10 protein-coding genes are annotated in these 17,267 nt (G+C 59.2%); 2 read left to right on the top strand and 8 right to left on the bottom strand.

Annotation, left to right across the window (positions count from 1 at the left end):
• Positions 1-59 precede the first annotated feature (59 nt).
• Both TERRO_RS05905 and TERRO_RS05900 read right to left on the bottom strand, forming a co-directional pair.
• Entirely contained in the window at positions 60-1,412 is a 1,353-nt protein-coding gene (locus tag TERRO_RS05905; protein ID WP_014785083.1) for a lipase, read from the bottom strand.
• Positions 1,412-4,684 (bottom strand): TonB-dependent receptor, encoded by a 3,273-nt coding sequence (locus tag TERRO_RS05900; protein ID WP_052313286.1) that lies wholly within the window; start codon positions 4,682-4,684, stop codon positions 1,412-1,414. Before TERRO_RS05900 ends, TERRO_RS05905 begins: the two co-directional genes overlap by 1 nt.
• 182 nt (positions 4,685-4,866) lie before the next feature.
• Here TERRO_RS05900 and TERRO_RS05895 point away from each other — a divergent pair, with 182 nt between their 5' ends.
• The gene (locus TERRO_RS05895) at positions 4,867-5,463 is read left to right on the top strand and encodes a TetR/AcrR family transcriptional regulator (protein WP_014785081.1); all 597 of its coding nucleotides are present in this window, start codon (positions 4,867-4,869) and stop codon (positions 5,461-5,463) included.
• A gap of 121 nt (positions 5,464-5,584) precedes the next feature.
• Entirely contained in the window at positions 5,585-7,234 is a 1,650-nt protein-coding gene (locus tag TERRO_RS05890) for a TIGR03118 family protein (RefSeq protein ID WP_014785080.1), read from the top strand.
• 96 nt (positions 7,235-7,330) lie between these two features.
• Here the strand turns inward: TERRO_RS05890 and TERRO_RS05885 are convergent, their stop codons facing one another.
• The 6 genes from TERRO_RS05885 to TERRO_RS05860 are packed head-to-tail and all read right to left on the bottom strand — an operon-like array spanning position 7,331 to position 17,243.
• A complete protein-coding gene (locus tag TERRO_RS05885; protein ID WP_014785079.1) occupies positions 7,331-8,170 on the bottom strand; it encodes a WecB/TagA/CpsF family glycosyltransferase in 840 nt (279 codons plus the stop codon).
• Entirely contained in the window at positions 8,167-9,336 is a 1,170-nt protein-coding gene (locus TERRO_RS05880; RefSeq protein WP_014785078.1) for a glycosyltransferase family 4 protein, read from the bottom strand. Before TERRO_RS05880 ends, TERRO_RS05885 begins: the two co-directional genes overlap by 4 nt.
• Complete coding sequence (locus TERRO_RS05875) at positions 9,333-10,574, bottom strand: O-antigen ligase family protein (protein WP_014785077.1); 1,242 nt, start codon at positions 10,572-10,574, stop codon at positions 9,333-9,335. Before TERRO_RS05875 ends, TERRO_RS05880 begins: the two co-directional genes overlap by 4 nt.
• Positions 10,571-11,884 carry a lipopolysaccharide biosynthesis protein gene (locus TERRO_RS05870; RefSeq protein ID WP_014785076.1) on the bottom strand — a complete coding sequence of 438 codons (1,314 nt, stop codon included), beginning with the start codon at positions 11,882-11,884 and terminating at the stop codon, positions 10,571-10,573. The genes TERRO_RS05875 and TERRO_RS05870 overlap by 4 nt, the downstream gene beginning before the upstream one ends.
• On the bottom strand, positions 11,881-13,146 hold the full coding sequence (locus TERRO_RS05865; RefSeq protein ID WP_014785075.1) for a GumC family protein: 1,266 nt from the start codon (positions 13,144-13,146) through the stop codon (positions 11,881-11,883). Before TERRO_RS05865 ends, TERRO_RS05870 begins: the two co-directional genes overlap by 4 nt.
• The gene (locus TERRO_RS05860; RefSeq protein ID WP_169315282.1) at positions 13,143-17,243 is read right to left on the bottom strand and encodes an SLBB domain-containing protein; all 4,101 of its coding nucleotides are present in this window, start codon (positions 17,241-17,243) and stop codon (positions 13,143-13,145) included. Before TERRO_RS05860 ends, TERRO_RS05865 begins: the two co-directional genes overlap by 4 nt.
• Between the last annotated feature and the right edge of the window lie 24 nt (positions 17,244-17,267).

Below are 17,267 nucleotides of genomic sequence, written 5' to 3'. Positions count from 1 at the left end.
ATGCCGTGCCGCTGAATGGCCGATGGTGTCGTCCGTCGGCCATACAGCAGCAGAGCCTGCTACCAGAGGAAGTCCACGACCGGAAGATCGTGCGACAGGTCTGTGGAAGGTATCGCAGTGATGGCTTCGTCACGGAGCGAGACCCGCACGGGTTTGGCCGCGGGCAGATTGACCAGGAAGGCATCGCGGGTGGGCAGGCCAGCGGGTTCTTCCACGGCAAGCTTCCCTTCGATCAGGACCGGATCACGATCGCGTGAGAAGTAGCCCTGCGGCCGCTCCACGAAGAGTTCGGGGCCTTTTGCCTCTGCTCCAGCTTGAGCAGCTCCGAGGCTTGTAGGCACCGGCAGGAAGCGAAGGTTGATCAGCGAAGACGAGCGGCGCAAAGGAGACTTGAAGTAACGGACGTGTCGCCCCTGGTACTCCATGTCGAACTCATACTGCTGCTGCGATGAGATCTGGATTGGACCCCACTTACCGTCTTCCTTCGTTGTGGTTTCGTACAGCGGTGTTGTCGTCGACTGCGGATTTGCGGCGTCGATGGGGTAGATGCGCAGCTTCACGCCTGCCAGTGGCAGGTTGGTTGGAGCGGGTCCTGCGAAGCCGGTGATCACACCAGAGACTGTGGGATTTGTCTCCGGCGTGACCGTGAGTTTGGCTGGCTTGTGCCCTGTGACGAAGGTGTACATAGCTGCGAACGCAGTTGGCTGAAACGCGAGTTCTCGGTGGTCGAGGTTGGGCAGAACGGTATTCTCCGCGCCCTGGAGGGTCGGGCCTTCATAACCGACGCCGCCCGCAGCGGACTGCGGCTGCGCATACTTGTCGAGCTTGTCGCTGCGCAGTGTCAGGAAGCGAATGCCCGGGACGACCTCTGAACCGTCGCTGCTGGCATGATTGAGCGCCTGCAGGAAGGGGCCCTTGCCGTTGAACTCGTTCTGACTGCCGTCGACTGCCATGACGCCGTGGTTGGGCGTGCCGGCGAGTATGGCTGCGGCAACATTCGCACGGCCACCACCGTTCACGATGTAGTTGCGGATGGTCAGGCCACCGCGGCTGCTGCCGACGAGTACGACCTTCTGACTCTTCGTCTCCAGCAATACACGGGTCACAAAGGAACTTAGTTCCGCTGCGGAGTCTACGGTCGACGAGCGAAAGGCTTCGTCTTTCGAATCGTCCCCTCGCGCAAGTGGCAGCGCGAATCGGACGGAGTAGAGCTTGTTCGCCGGGTAGCCGTTCGACTCGAAGAGCCAGATCGGACCGAGCCACTTTGCGGCGTCGTCGCCGTTGCCATGGACGAAGATGATCGGCAGCACATCGGAGTTGGTAACGTTAGCGCGCGATGCCTGGGCAACGCTCGCTGTCCCCAGGAAGGGGACAGCGGCGAGCATGAGTGTGAGTGAAAGGAAACGTCTCATCAAAATTGCACCTTCAGAGCGAACTGCATCTGGCGTGGCGGGTACGTGGAGGTGATGACACCGAACGTCGCGTTCGAGATGTTGCCATCGGGAGCGGTGAAGTTCGAGTGGTTGAAAAGGTTGAAGGCTTCGGCGCGGAACAGAACGTTGACGCGCTCGACGACCGGAAAGTTCTTCGAGATGCCGATATCGTCCTGATAAAACGCATAGCCACGAACGCTGTTGCGGGATGCGTTACCGAACGGCGAGTAGTAAGTAGGAACGCTGACATTTGCACTGTTCAGATAACGTGCCGGAGTGCGTGTTCCGTTGGGCAGGCCGATGGCTCCACTTACGTTTGGACGGTAGGTATTACGTCCCAGGACTGACAGCACAGGCACAACCTGTTGCTGTGCATTGGGCGTGTAGGAGAGCGTGAACGGCTCACCCGAGCGCATGTTCAGAATCGTATTGAGATTCCAACCGCCCAACAAGGTGTCGGTCAGGCGTGACGCATTCCCGAGGAAGTGGCGACCACGACCGAAGGGCAGCGCGTACACGACACTGGTAACGTTGTTGATCGGTCGATCGTAATTGGAGATGCCCCGGTCGGCATTGACATTGTTGATGTCCTGCACGCCGGTGCTATTGCCGTTATTGCTGTCGAACGCCTGCGATCCGATATCGATCGTCTTGGACCACGTGAAGCTGTTCAGGAAGTACAGACCGCCGCCACTCGAGCGGCGCTCGGTGCGTACCTGCAGGCCGTTGTAGTTGGACGTGCCGTAAGGCAGCGTCGCCGCAATCGAGCTGAAGGTGAGGTTGGGACGACGCAGCTCAACGTTGGTGTTCTCTCCTAATGCATTCGGGCGAGCCTGGTTGATGTCGTTGATGATGATGAGGTTCTTGGCGCTGTTGCCGACATAGGCAATGTCGAAGAGCCAGCCGCCGGGCAGCTGTTGCTGCACGGAGAAGTAGTAGCTCTGAACACGGCCGGATGGCGTGTCTTTTGGGATGTACTGCACGGTGCTCGAACGCGGGTCAAACTTGGCGGACGAGGTAAAGTCTGCGGGAAAGCCCTGCTGCGTCGTGCGGAAGGTAGATGCCGTGGGACTGGATTGCGTGATGGTGGCGAGCACAAAGCGCGGACCGTTGTAGGCGAGATAGCTGGTGCCGGTTCGGTTGGTGTTGTTGTAACTCATGCCAAAACCGCCGTGAACGACCGTCTTCGGCGTGACGCTCCAGGCTGCGCCTACGCGGGGCGCGAGATTGTTGGTGTCCGTATTCACGAGCGCACGATCCGCCATGGAGCCCGACTTCGCCAGCACGATGCTGTTGGTCGATGGGTTGTAGTTCGACAGTAAGTTATCGCGCTCGTAAAAGGGCGTTGTCAACTCATAACGAAGACCGAGATTCAATGTAAGCGACTTGTTTACGCGCCAGTCGTCCTGCGCGTAGATGAAGTTCGCCTGCTGACGATGGTTCACGTAGCCGGGGTTCACCAACTGGTACTGGTTGCGGGCGCCGTAGAGGAAGTCGGCAAGGCTATAGAGGGACTGGTTGGCAGTGATCTGAGCCGCAGTCACCGTGCCTCCGCCGGGCAGAGCCGTGCCCACGGCAGGCGCCGAGAAGAGGCCCGTGTACACATCACGACCGAGGATCGGATTCACATCGAGCGTACGTACACCCAGCCACTGATACTCAAAGCCGGCCTTGAGAGTGTGAGCGCCGGCGATGCGCGTGAGGTTAACCTTCGGATCGAAGAGCTTCGGGTGCTGGAACTGCGGGCTCGTCGCCTGGCGCCCGAGTGCCGAAAAGCCAAGAAGCGTCTCAGACGAGATGCCGCCGGTATACGCCGGGTCCGTCGGCAAGCCGGGAATGCCGAAGAGCTCCAGCATGCTGGGACCACCGGCCAGCGGCGGTCGCTTGCCTGCGTCCGACGTGGAGTAACCAAAGCCTGCATCGAGCAGCGTGCGCTCATTAATCGCCCAGGTCACACCACCTGCCATAGCCTTGATCGGCACGATCTGGTAGCCGTTGCCGCCGCCGCCCGCGAGTCCCGTGATCAGGCCGGGATCGAAGACATTGAACGCGCTCTGGTCATAGCGGCCGAAGACGCGGACCTTGCTTGAGAAGTAATGGTCCAGGCGGATATCGCCCTTGTTGCGTGAGTCCGTGATGCGGTACAGCGTCGTGTAGTTCGCACCGTTTCCAGCCGCTGTAGGAGCGGGCAAGGCCGCCAGCACCGTGCTGGCAAAGCGGATAATGTCGCTACTTGGGATCTGACCGTTCGCGTAGAGTACGCCCGTGTACGGATTGCGAACCGGCACCGATGCGCCGAAGTTTCCAAGGCGCTGGTTCAGCGTCGGCAGCACCGCAGACTGCACGGTTGAAGCGACCTCGCGGTAGCCCTCGTAGTCGGTGAAGAAGAAGGTCTTGTCACGCCAGATGGGGCCGCCCAGCGTGAAGCCGAACTGGTTGCGGTTCAGCCGCGGCTTCCCTGCTGCGGCCTTGAAGTAGCCATTTGCGTTGAGCGCGGTATTGCGGATGAACTCCCACACATTGCCGTGGAACTGATTGGTACCGCTGCGCAGGCTGGCTACGATAGTCGCTCCGCCGCTGCGTCCATACTCGGCAGGCTGATTGTTGGAGATCAGCCGAAACTCTGCGATGGCATCCGGTGGAGGCTGCACCACTTCGTTCGCAAAGCCCTGATTGGAGGTACCGAAGTAGTTGTTGTCGAGTCCATCCAGCACGAAGTTGTTCGTCGTGCTGCGCAGGCCATTCACATTGAACGAACCCTCACGAAAAGAACTGCTGGCGCCGTAGGAACTGGGCGACCGCATGACGCCGGTCCCGAGCAGCACCAGGTCCGAGTAGTAGCGGCCGTTCAGCGGAAGCTCGCGGATCTGCGTCGCCTCAATCGTCTGACCGCGATCGGAACTGTCCACCTGCACCAGAGGGACGGTCGCCTCAACGTTGACGGTGGACTGCACCTGCTCCACATGAAGCTGGAAGTCGATTCGCTGACGCGATCCGATCGTGAGCTGGAAGGCCTGCGTCATCTGATTGGAGAAGCCGGCATGTTCGATCCGGAGGCGATAGCGCCCGATGGGCGTGGACGGAAACTGGAATGTGCCGTCGGCCGCGGAAGTGACTGCCGATGTTGTGCCCCGGCTTACGTCCTCCAGCGTGACGCGAGCGCCTGCAACGGTGGCACTCCGATCATCCGTTACGGTGCCGAGCACGGCACCCGAGTCGAATTGCGCACGACTCAGGGCAGGAGACGCCATGAGGCAGACAAGGGGAAGCAGAAGTTTTCGCATGAGGCGAAACTAGCTGGCAAAAATCAATGGAGCGTTACCGGCGAGTGACGGGAGCGAAAAAGAGTGAGTGATCACTTACATCCGGCCGCAGCGCACGTCAACGATCGCTTCTACCCTCCGTCTTATGCTTTCATGGGAAGACACTCGTTATGAAGCAAACCGAACGTCGCGCAAGTCTGATCGAAGCCGCCCGCACACTGTTCTCGGAGCGAGGCTTCCATGGCACCACGACGAAGCAGATCGCGGCCGCAGCCGGCGTGACGGAGTCGCTCATCTTCCGGCACTTCGAAACGAAAGAGACCCTGTATCGAGCGGTGATCGACGACTACGTTGAGAACTCGCGGCGACCAGACTGGTACGACAACATTCGCGGGTTCATGGCCGGCAATGCAGACGCAGAGTTGATCCGCGCTCTCATCTCGTTCGTCATAGAGGCGTACCGTTCCTATCCCGTGATGCAGAGATTGGTTCTCTTCGCCATCCTGGAGGGCTACCACCAGGAGGCCGACCGGGCGTGTCACCTTCCCAAAGCGCTGCAGACACAGGTGATCACCTATCTGCGGCGCCGTCAGAAAGAGGGATTCCTGCAGCCGATGGATCCGGCTGCCATGTTTCACATCATCTTCGGCATGGCCAGAAGCTACGCGATTGGCAAATATGTGTACAAGCTGAAGGAGATGCATGCCTCAGACCAGGAAGCCGTTGAGGCCTTCACGCAGTTCGCGATCCGCGCAGCGCTGAAATAGACGCCGCTCCGAATGGTTGACCGTGAAATGACGGCCAAGTGACAAGGTTGCGACATCTTTCCTGGCCCGCATGCCTACCCTTTTCTCATCGCCCATCCGGCGAGAGAGAAGGTGGTTTTCCATGCAGATTTTGCGTAAGGCTGTCCTGCACACCGTCGTTGTTCTTGCCGCAGCAGTCCCCTCTTGTGCTCAATCCTATAAAGTGACAAACCTGCTCTCGGATGGTTCCGTTGCAGCAGCGAATACCGATCCCAACTTCAAGAATCCCTGGGCGATCAGCGCAAGCGGCAACTTCTGGATCAGCACGGCAAACACCGGCTACAACTACGTCGTGCCCCCTGCGGGTACTGTCTCCTTCAAGGTGATCGTTCCGACGGCCGCTGCACCCAACACCGCGCCTGGCTTGCCTGCAGGCTCTGTTACGACCGGTGGCGCAGTCGGCATGCTGCTTTCAAACGCGACCAAGGCAAGCTTCCTCTTCTCCACGCTGGATGGCACGATCTCTGGCTGGAACTCAAAGCTGGGTACCGCCAATGCAATCTCAACCATCGCCATCAATAACAGTGCTGCAGGCGCTTCCTATCCCGGGCTTGCCATCCTGAACATCGCGACCGCCGGGGTCACCAGTAAGAGCTATATCCTGGCCGCTAACTTCGGAACCGGCAACGCGATCGAGGTGTATGACAGTAACTTCGCGCCCACAAAGCTGGCAGGAGGTTTTGTCGATCCCACGCTCCCTGCAGGCTATGCACCCTTCGCCGTCCATGTGCTCGGCTCCCAGGTCTTCGTCAACTACGCGGTCCGCACCGCAGCCGCGCCGTACCTCACCGTCAACGGCCCTGGTAACGGCGTCGTCAGCGTCTTCGACACCAGCGGCAACTTCGTCAGTCGTGTCGCCACTGGCGGCAACCTCAACGCACCCTGGGGCATTGCGTATGCTCCCGCCAACTTCGGAATCTTCTCCAACGATCTGCTGATTGGTAACTTCGGCGATGGCATCATTAACGCCTTCGATCCGAAAACATTCGCATACATCGGTCAGCTTGTAGACGCGGCAGGCAAGCCGCTGCAATACGCCAGCCTGTGGGAGCTGCTGACCGGCGGCACGGCCGTAACCGGGACCACCGCAGTCGGTGGAGGTGATACCAGCACCGTTTATTTCACCGCAGGCCTCGATAAAGAGCAGCACGGCCTCCTGGCTGGCATTACAAACGGAGCAACGGCGGGCGCGACACCGACCTTCGGTTTCAGCGCTGCTTTACCTTCGGCGACCGTTACTGCGGGTTCCAGCGCGCAGGTGCAACTAAGCCTGATCCCCGTCAACAGTTTCTCCGGAAATGTCTCACTCACCTGCGCGGGCCTTCCGAGCAACACAACCTGCAGCTTCTCGCCTTCACAGGTCAGCGTCTCGTCCACTGCCCCCAGCACCGTCACGGTGAGCATCACGACGAACACCAAGACAGCAGCGCTGCAGCCATTCCGTAAGTCGCATACTTTGGCTGGCATCGCCGTTGCCCTTCTGCTGCCCTTCGCGTCGCTGTTCGGCTTTGGCAAGCGTTCGCGGTATGTCGTAGCGTTGCGGGCCACAGGACTGGCAATGGTCCTCGTCGGCTCATCCGTAGTCTTCGTTGGTTGCGGCGGTAGCGGTAACACCACTTCCACCAGCACCACCCCCGCGCCCGTCACACCCGCCGGCACATCCACCGTCACGATCGCTGCAACATCGGGCACAGTGACACAGCAGACCTCCGTCGCACTGACGGTGAAGTAACACGAACAAGCAGTAACGGCCCTGCTGGCGTTGCGCCGGCAGGGCCATTTTCTATGGAAAGGCATTTCCTGTCGGATTCACTCCGAGATGCAGACGCTACATTCTTGGCCGCTCGACAAGATGGATCGCGCGTTCCGCAGCAAGGTCGTCTTCTACCGGCATTGGAATTTTTACCTGTTCCAATCCGGTCGCCTGTAGCGCAAGGTTCCACAGAAACGCGCTGTTGCTGTAAAGGTAGCGCTTCCACAGACGACGAGGATCCTGGGCCAGACGGTGAAGCCACTGCAACCCGGCGAGCTTCACCCATTCCGGCGAATCGTCAATGCGGCCCGAGTGATAATCGAATGCAGCTCCAACGCCGAACATCATTCGTGTCTCCAGGCGATCGACATACTGATGCATGAAGTATTCCTGCTTGGGACATCCGATGCCGACCCAGAAGAAGTCTGGCTGCAGTTTCTGAATTCGCTCCTGCAACTCCTGCTCCTCAACTTCGTTGAGCGACCGGAAGGGCGGCGTGTACGTCCCGACGATGCGTGCATGAGGATACCGTTGCTGCAGATTCCGCTGCATGGTCGCCGCAACGCCCTCTTCGCCTCCGTAGAAGAAGTGGGTCATCGTCCGAAAGCGTTCATCGGCAAACACCTTCAACATAAAATCAGGGCCGGCGACACGCCTCATACTACGGTGTCCCTGCCAACGACCCACCCATGAGACGGGTGCCCCATCGGGGAGGCAGAGCGCCGACTCCGCGTACACTCGCGCGAACGAAGGCTGCCGCTTGGCTTCCATGATGCCGTGCACACTCGCAAAACACACATACCCTTTGCGATCTGCCTGCAGGTCTTCTTGCAGCAACTGCAACGCCTGTTCCATATCCGTTACTGCGATGGGAATGCCAAGCACCGGGACCAACGTGCGAACACCTGTGGTCATACTTCTACTTCCCTTCTTCTTTTCACTGCGGCTCCTGCGAGCCTTGACGAGGCCGTTTCAGAGATAGGCTGCAAGAGGCTGCGATAGAGGCTGAGATATTGCTCGGACACTGCCCCCAAAGACAGGTCCGGTCGCTTTACCGGTCTCGGCTTCGGTCTGCGAAGCGCCTTCTCAATTGCCGCAACAAACTCACCGACCTCATGCGTTCCAAGCCGCACAAAGTTGCAACTGCTGTTGCCCACCTCTCGAAATGCAGCAATGTCGGAACATACGACGCGGCACCCGGCCAGGATTGCCTCCACGACGGGGAGACCGAAGCCTTCAATGCTCGACGGTGCGATCAGCGCGTCACAACGTTGATAGAGCTCCTGCAACTGACGATCACTGAGTCCGCTGACCGTCCGCACTCGATCTTCAAGTCGGTATTTGCGGATGACCGCATGAATTGCAGGCGTCTCCGGTCCTGAGATGCCTACGATGATGAGCTGCATATTCCCTGAGACAGCCCCACTCCGCAGGAGCGCGACGAAGACTTCGAGCAATAGGAGGAGTTGCTTATTACGACGATGCTGGGCCACGCAAAGCAGGAAGGGAGCAGACCTCGGCCTCAGGATGCGCGGGCGTTCCTCCGGTCCTGGCTCAACGGCATTTGGTATGACGACAGCCTTAGTGAGTGCGAGACGAGGCTCCACGATTTCAAGCCGCGCCATGGTGCTCTGAGAGACACATGCGATCGCGTCCACGGCATGCAGGCAGGAACGGAGAACATAACGATTGAAGTGACCCTTCACGAGCCCGAAGTTCTCCGGCAGATCGAACGGGTACATATCGTGCAGGCTGGTCACGATCGGGCAAGGATACGCAGAGTGATGCACCGGCACCGGATAGGAGAGATGAACAATATCTGCCGCTTCACAGATCGTAGGCAGACCGTCGTAGTACCAGCGATTGCGCGACCATGAGGAATCTTTGAATGTCGTAAAGACGAGCTTCAAACGTTCGTCTGCGGGCAGCATCTCTATCAGGTGTTCCTGCCAGGGTGCGACCACGATGGTCAACGCTGTGATCTCTTGCGATAGCAACAGGCTTTTGGCAACATTGACCGCGTGCCTTTGCACGCCGGAGACTTGCCGGGCAGCGGAGACGAAAGGAAGCGTGACTCTCATGAGGCCGTCTCCGTCCCATCGTTGCTCTGCCGTGCCAGAGCGCCAAAGAGCAGTATCAGCCACATGGGCCACGAGATATCGAACACTTCCGTATCTGCCAGGCCGCGAACAAGGACAAAGAGAAGAAAGCCCAGCCAGAAGATCTTCAGCGAATGCACCCGCAGCTTGCGGATCTCCTGGAACAAGCTGATGTAGATCGCAAACAGCAGAATCACACCGACGACGCCGTACGCGTAAAACTGCTGCAGGGCTTCGTTATGTGCGTGTCGCGCTTCAAAGACGCCGTAAAACATTGGGATCACCTTCCAGACGGAATGGAAGCCGTGACCCAGCCATGGGCGATGGACCGCTTCAGACAAGATGTAAGTCCAGATTCCCAACCGGCCGGTGAGCGACTCCAGCTGTCTCCCCGCTCCAGTATTCAGATAGAGGGCGTAGTAACTCGCCAGCAGACTCGAAAAGGCAATGCCTACAAGGAGCGCAAGCGCAAGCAGAGACCGTCTGGTCTTGCGGGTGATCTCGCGATCGCGCATGAGGATGAAGAGTTGGGCCATAAGAAAGGCAACGATGGTGGTCTTGCTGAGGCAACGCAGCAGCGTTACTCCCAGCAGCACGGCATACACCTTCCAATGTCCGCCCTGCTTTCGCAGAAGAAGATACTGCGCGAAGAAGAACCCGAAGCCGCAGAGCCATCCAATCTGGTTCGGCCCAAGCAGTTCTTCATCGCCCAGACGCAGATCCGACTGAGCAGGCATCAGCCATGCGAACACCGCAATCACACTGGCGCCGCGCACAAACCATCCCATGAGCGACCGGGCAACGACGTCTGGCGTGTTGCCCCTCAACTGCAGTGCGACGATTGCGACGTCGGCCACCATCGCACCCCAGAACGCCGTCGCTGCCGCCAGCGATGCGGTAACACTCCACAGCAGGCTGACGCCGGTCAGCAGCAGATAGGCGCAGACGATGCGGGACAACCGCGTTGCGCCAAGGTGAGGCTGTGCACGATGCGTTGGCAGCGCAAAGAGCGCGAGGCCAAGCAGCGCATAGTTGCACGCAAGACTCGCCGTGACACCTGCCTGGGCCGTGGAGCCGAAGATGCGAACGGCGATCAAAACATAGAAGAGGCGAAGCGCGAAGTAGCAGCCTGTAACAGAGCTCAAAGGAGCCGTTCGCTCGCCCGATGCAGCGGCGTCCATCACTCCGTATTGACCATTGCCAACCCACAGCGAGTTCATGCTTCCTCACAGAGTGGGACCAACATCTCAGCGTCACGATGCGCTGACGGGTGAAGGATTCGAAGCAGTGGCACAAAAAGCAGGAGAGAGACGATGGCATACACGAACCTTGCTCCAATGACTGCCGAAGCTCCATGCACGCGTGCGAAACATAGCATGATCAGACCGCACGCCACGGCTCCACCCGTGGTAAGAAACATTACGGTGCGAAACCGCCCGAAGGCATACAGCGCATAGGTCGGTGTCACACTGACGCCAAGCAACGCCGTGCTCCACAACACACCCGGCAGCATAGCCGTCGCCGACGGCTGCAACTTCCCTTGTCCCAGCCGCAGCAGAATCGCCGGACCAAAGACCTGCAGCAAGAAAGTAGCGACCCCCACAAACGCTAAGTTGCTGATGGCAGCAATGGCGATAGGCGTCTTCAGATCTGACGGTGCCCGTCCAGCGGACCTGCCCGCGAGATACGGGAAAAGAAAGTGCAGGCCGGCCGCGGGAAGACCATACAAAGGTTGCGCCAATTGCGCGCACAACGCATAACCAGCCAGCGTCGCGGCACCCACGGAAACGCCCAGCACCAAACGATCAGCCTGACCCACCACAGTGCCTGAGAGTGCAAGCAGCCAGCTGTAGAAACCAAGCCTCAGAAAATCCACCGACGCATTCTTCCTGAATCGAGGTCTCAGCGCCTTGACTGCTAAGAGCGAGCGCAAATGTCTCAGCTGGAGCAGAAGCGCCGGACCGCCAAAGATCAGGGAGGTCAACACGATGATGGAGACGCGGTGAACAAAAAACGTAAGGAAGGCGCCAAAGAACAGCGACAGCAAGCGCGCGGCGACACTGATCCGCATGGCCGCTCCATAGCGTTCAAAAGCGCGCTGTGTGCTGACACACACGCTCTCCGCCGTACGCAGCCCCACCGCAACGGCTGCCAACGCAACACATAAGACGCAGTCACTCCGGAGTTCCCCTGGCACGCGCACGGCATACATGGCGAGGACGGGTGCAGCGCAACACAGGATCGCGGCCATCGCAGCAGCAAGCAGGAAGTTGATTCCCAGCAACGTCTCAACAACACCCGCAAGCCCGTCGCGTTGATCGCGATGGCGGCTGACAAGCTGAATGTTGGCATCGCCAAATCCCGATGTGATGATGCTCCCCATGCTGACAAGTGCAGTGGAGAGCGACCAAACACCATAAGCTTCGGCGCCAAGATTCTTGAGGACCACAGGTGCCGCAAGTAACATGCCGAGTGGATAAGCGACGTAATCCAAGACTCCAAACAACGCATTTCTGAGTATCTGTTTCATGCGCCGCCTCTTCTCAGAAGTCGCGAGGAGATATCCGAGGCAAAGACACGACGCGGGTCGTCCGCATCGATCGACCGCCACGCATGGCAGAGCAGAACAGCCGTACACGCGGCAATCATCGTGGCAAGCCACAACCCCAGCGTCAGCAGCGCGCGGGGCGGATAGGATTTCTTCTCCGCAATGCCCGGTGCATCGATCACACTGACGACAGGAACGTCCTTTGCCTCTGAAATCCGCGCCATCTCAAGCTGTTCGGTCAGTAACTCAAACAGCTTCTCCTGCACCTGGACTTCGCGATAGCGATTGGCGAACGGCACTGCCAGACGAGGAAGTTGTCGTAGTGGCGGAGAAAGTCTTCCACTTACTGAGGCTTCCTCGTCTTCTCCCGCTTCCAGCATCCCCACGCCATTCATCTTCGACAACTCCGATCGAAGAGAGGCGACACGAGCCTTCGCGGCACGCAGCCGAACATTGCCGTCGCCATACACCTGACGCAGCGAACTGATATTGGAATCTTCCTGCAGCACCTGCGCCTGCAACTGCGCAGCGGATCCAACCAAAGCACGCGCCTGCTCTTTCAGGTCGATGGTGGAAGTCCTGCTGGAGAAGTCACTCAGATCCTGCTGGGCCCGCTGCAAATCCGTCTTTGCCTGGACCAGTCGCTTCTGTACGAAGATGCGCTCCTGGTGCGCAGACGATGTGTTCGTGCGATTGACCAGCAGGTTCAGCTCATCTAGATAAGCCTGCGCCATGTCTCGAGCGCGCTGGGGATCTCGATCTTCCACGGTGATGGTGATGACACCACTTTTCTTGTCGTCTTGAATGCTGGTATGTTTCGCAAGAGCTTTGGCGGCGTCGACCTTGTATCGCTTGCGGTACACCCTGCGCAGATCGAAACGATCGATGATGTGGCCCGTCACCGTACCGCTGTGCAACAGATCGAGAAACAGTGCAGTGGAGTTCCCTATACCGAGAAGGCTCCCCGCCAGACTGCCAAGGCCGCCCATCCCACCCAGTGCGCGGCCGGTCACTGCGGCAAGCATCGCACTGCTGGCGCCGGCATTGCTCGGCGGCATAATGCTTGCACTTGCCTTGTATTGCTTCGGGATCACGACTGAGATCAGCAGACTCGCGAAGAAAGACACGACTGCAATCCTCATCAGGTTGCGACGGTGCATCCAGAGCACGGACAGCCGTTCCAGCCACGGCATAACCCGCATGGTCTGTGGGGATGAAGGGTCGGTCTTCGCGACAGAGCTCATAGAACACCTGCAACGGCCGCGGTGATGGCGATGGACGAAGTGATCTGCGCAACGGTGAGCAGGTTGCGCCAGAAGAGCGACGCACCAATGATCTTTTGTGGCACCACGACAACATCACCCGGCTCAAGCTTTGTACCCAGCACGTCATGGCGAAAGACCGTGCCGTTCTCGTGGCCGACAACTGTGCCGTTCGCTCGAATCACGAAAATCTGTCTGGTGTTCGCAACCTCTGTCGGCCCCCCCGCACGATGCAGGTACCAGCTCGCAGGCTTACCCGGTGCAAAGGTGATGGCAGAGCTGTTGTAGACCTGACCACTTACCAGCACGAATCCCGGCCGCTTGGGTACACGCAACGTATCACCCGCGCGCACTTCAATGTCGGCGGGCGTGTTCTCCCAGCTTGCTATCTCGGCCCCCACATGGATGACCATTCGCCCCACGGCTGGTTGGCTTTTCAAATGAGAGAGGATCTGATCCTGTTGCGCCTGCACTACCTGCAGCTGCGTCGCCTGATCGACCGCGGCAATCGTGGGTGTAATGCGGGCTGCAGACGAACTTGTCTCAATCTGCCGGATCAGTTCATCCCGGCTCTTCTCTTCCAGCCTCTGCACTTCTGTCCGTATCAGCACTGCGCCATCGGGGTATGCTGTGTCGCGAAAGCCTCCAGCCCGCCGCAGCACGGAGCTAAGTCGCTCGCCCTGCTGAAATCCATAACTCCCTGGGTGACTTACTTCGCCTTCCAACGAGATGGAAGACCCAATATCGTCCCAACCGGTCAGTTTGTGCACCGTAAGGGTATCGCCCGCTTTGAGCGCTACATCCGAAGAGCCAACATTACGGACTGCATTGCCGATTGCGATCGCACTGCGCTCGCCCTGGATCCGCGTGCCATTCACAATCGAATAACTCGTAAGGTCTGCGAACGTGAGGAGCGCGTCCCGCTTGAAGCCGCCAGCCATGCGGACCAGTTGTGCCGCAGTCATCTCCTGCGAGAGCGGGTAAGTACCCGGCCGGAGCACTTCACCATTGATCGTCACCTTTGGCGCATCCGCTTCATATCTCCCGAGAATCCGGATCGTATCGAAGGGCTGCAGCAACACGTTGTTATTGCCAACCATCAGGTCCGGCACGCTGAAGTCGATCGTCTCCACGTGAAAGTCCGGTGGCACCAGCCGAATAATCTCTCCACGTTCCGCAGGCTCCGGCAATAGTTCGCGATAGCTTGGCAGCACGTCAGAGAGTCTCATGCCATCGCGATAGGCCATGCGACCAGGACGCAAGACATGCCCATCCGCGTAGACCACGCGTTGGCTGTACGACATGATCGGAGATACGCGAACGTGATCACCATCCTGAACGGTCATCGTTTCGATTGCGGCCCGCGCCTGCGCCGGCGCACTCGACACCGGCAGAGCCAGGTCAACCGTCTCTCGTTCTTGATTGGCGCGAACGCGGTCAATAACAATGTGAGAAAGTTCTGCGGTCACCGTCGCACCGCCGGCCATCTCGATCAGTGCAGCCAGGCGCGTCTGGCCCTTCAATTCATAGATCGCGGGCCGCTTCACCGCTCCTGAAACGGAAACCTGTGGACCGGTTGGCGGCACCAGCAACGTATCGCCTGCCTGCAGACGATCTTCCGACTGCACACCATTCAGCAGGAAGTCGTAAAGATCGATTTCGCCTAAGAGCTTGCTGCCGCGGTAGTGCCGCAGCAGGCGCAGTGAGCCGACAGCGGTAGGTCCGCCCGCCAAGTACAACGCACTGAGCGGCGTCGCAAGTGTGCTGATCTCATAGGAGCCGGGTCGTTGCACATCTCCCACGACATACACGTGGACCGTGCGCAAGCGTGCCAGCGAAAGTGCAACCTGCGCGTTGCGGTACTGCTGCTTCAACGCCTCGGACACTGCGGCTTGTGCGCGCTCCAGCGACAATCCTGCAACCTGGATACGACCAGCCTCCGGCAACGCGAGGAAGCCTTCGCGATCCACTGTGCGTGGTAACGTCTGGGAGACGCCGCCCCATATCTGCACGACGACACTGTCGCCCGGACCAAGCATGTAGGAGGAGTCGGCCGGAACATCAAGCGATGCCGCAGGCGCAAGGGCTCGGCGGCTCGCCGTATCGCGACGCAGAAAAACGTCGCTGCCGAAGCGCTTCAACGATCCAGTGTCGTCGGTCACCTGCGTATACAGGTCGTGCAGCGACAGCAGATTGTAGGGTGTCGCTCTGCGCAGTACCTTCGGCTCCGGCGACTCCTTCGCAGCGAGAGGATCTAAAGGAGTGGGCCTTGCTTCTCCCCTCGCTGAGGGCCGCATCGTTGACGCGCTGTAACCCTCTTCGGGCAGCGGTAGATCTTCCGCCGAAACCTCTGAGTCAGTAAGGTAGCCGCGCGTTCGCAGGAAGGCTGCAACATTTCCACGCACCGCAGCATTGCTTGCGATCAGGCTGTACAGCGCTTCGTCCGTCATGTTGTCGGATGCGACAGCCTGGCCGGACTCTGCAGCTGTATCGCTGACAAACTGCTTCACCTCCATCAGTGCATCCGGGTTGGCGCGTAGCAACGTCTGGATCTGTGCCGCACTGGACCCCGGCGCCATGCGAGGCGCGGCAGCAACGGTTTCGCCACTGCCGCCAGCGGGTGCACTTGATCTTTGTGTGACTGCCCGATCGTCCTGCGATCGACCGGCCGTCTCGCTGTTGGCAGAAGGTAGGGATGACTGCCCCGCTTGAAGAGCAATTGGAAGGAAAAGAAGCACCGAAGCAAGAAGCGCAATCTCTTTCATTCGCTTCCAACGTCTCGCATGCCATGCGTAACGCAGGCCTTCAATCAGATGGAAACGTGCGCGCAGTGCAACGAAGGATGCCTGTGCCCGCCGTCGACGCAGGCGCTGGCGAACTGACTCGCCTTCCTTTGCGTTCATCACAGGTGGAGGCATACGGACCGGGATCAGTGACTGCTTCACTGTCCGGCGGTGCGGCACTCCTGACGCGGCAAGCTCCTCCTGCAGGAGCAGGTACAGCTTGTTACCCGGAAAGGATCCGAGTACCACCTGGTGTGCGAATTCTCGCGACCAACGCGTAGCCCCTTCCGGCAACATGGCGCTCGTCCAATCCGTAAGATCGCGCGGTGCAAACTCGCCCATCACCTGCGTGATCACATCCACGACCAGTCCGATCCCAAGATGGGTGCGGACGTCCTCTTTCGCATGCAAACGAAGCCGTTGCCAGAAGGCCGCGTCGTCATGCCGATGTAGGACGTGCGTTCGAAACTCCAGCAGGTGCGACACACGGAAGAACTCAGAGCAGACATGCTTGAAGACGTGAACACCCTGACCAAGGAAGAGATCCTCGGGGCGCAAGACCGGCATCATGGTGTCGCGAAACGGCTGCAGATGTAGGAATGGAAGCAGCGGGTCCCTTGAACCGGTGTACTCCAGGTGTAGCTCTACCGACCGATAAGTCCGTGGTTTATACAGATCCCTCAAGGACATCGCCGCATCTTCGTTCGACTTGAATTCCATGCTGCGCCCGCTGATAGCGCGGAGATGGTACCCCCTGCTCTCAAGCACGTCCTTTGCTTCTGTGGCGTCCCTCTCCGCAACCAGAAAGTCCAGATCCAGTTGCGAACGGAGTTCGAGCTTAGGCACGGAGATGGGATAGAGCGAGAAACCCTTCAGCGTGGCGTAGCGGGTGCCTCTTTCCTGAAAGCCGCGATGCAAGGCACAACTCTCTTCCGCAAGGTCATTCATCCGCTCGGCATTATCGGAGAGATTTTGCTTCATACGTTGCATGACTTTCGCCGGAAGCACATCGATGCAGCCGATCTCAAGGAGTCGGTCCGCGAAGTACAGTGCGGTGCCGCTGGTATCCAGCCATGGCAAGTGCCGATTCCAGTCGGCAGCCGGAATCGCACGCAGGGCACGCTCCGCCTGCGGCCAGGGCTGGGTCATCGTGCGCAGGATGGTAAGACGTTGCCACTGCGTCTTATCCAGCGTCACTTCGCATATCCCGCGCGTGTCCTGGGCAGCCCTGTTCGATCGTTTTTCGCGCTTCCAACTACGCATAACTTCCCCGGCGAAGGTGCCCAATGCTTGCATGCTGTCAGCGACTCTATGGAGCGG

Origin of the sequence: Terriglobus roseus DSM 18391 (assembly GCF_000265425.1) — a bacterium.
GTDB lineage: Bacteria > Acidobacteriota > Terriglobia > Terriglobales > Acidobacteriaceae > Terriglobus > Terriglobus roseus.
The sequence above is the reverse complement of the archived record's forward strand: the minus strand, read 5'-3'. Positions and strand labels throughout refer to the sequence as shown.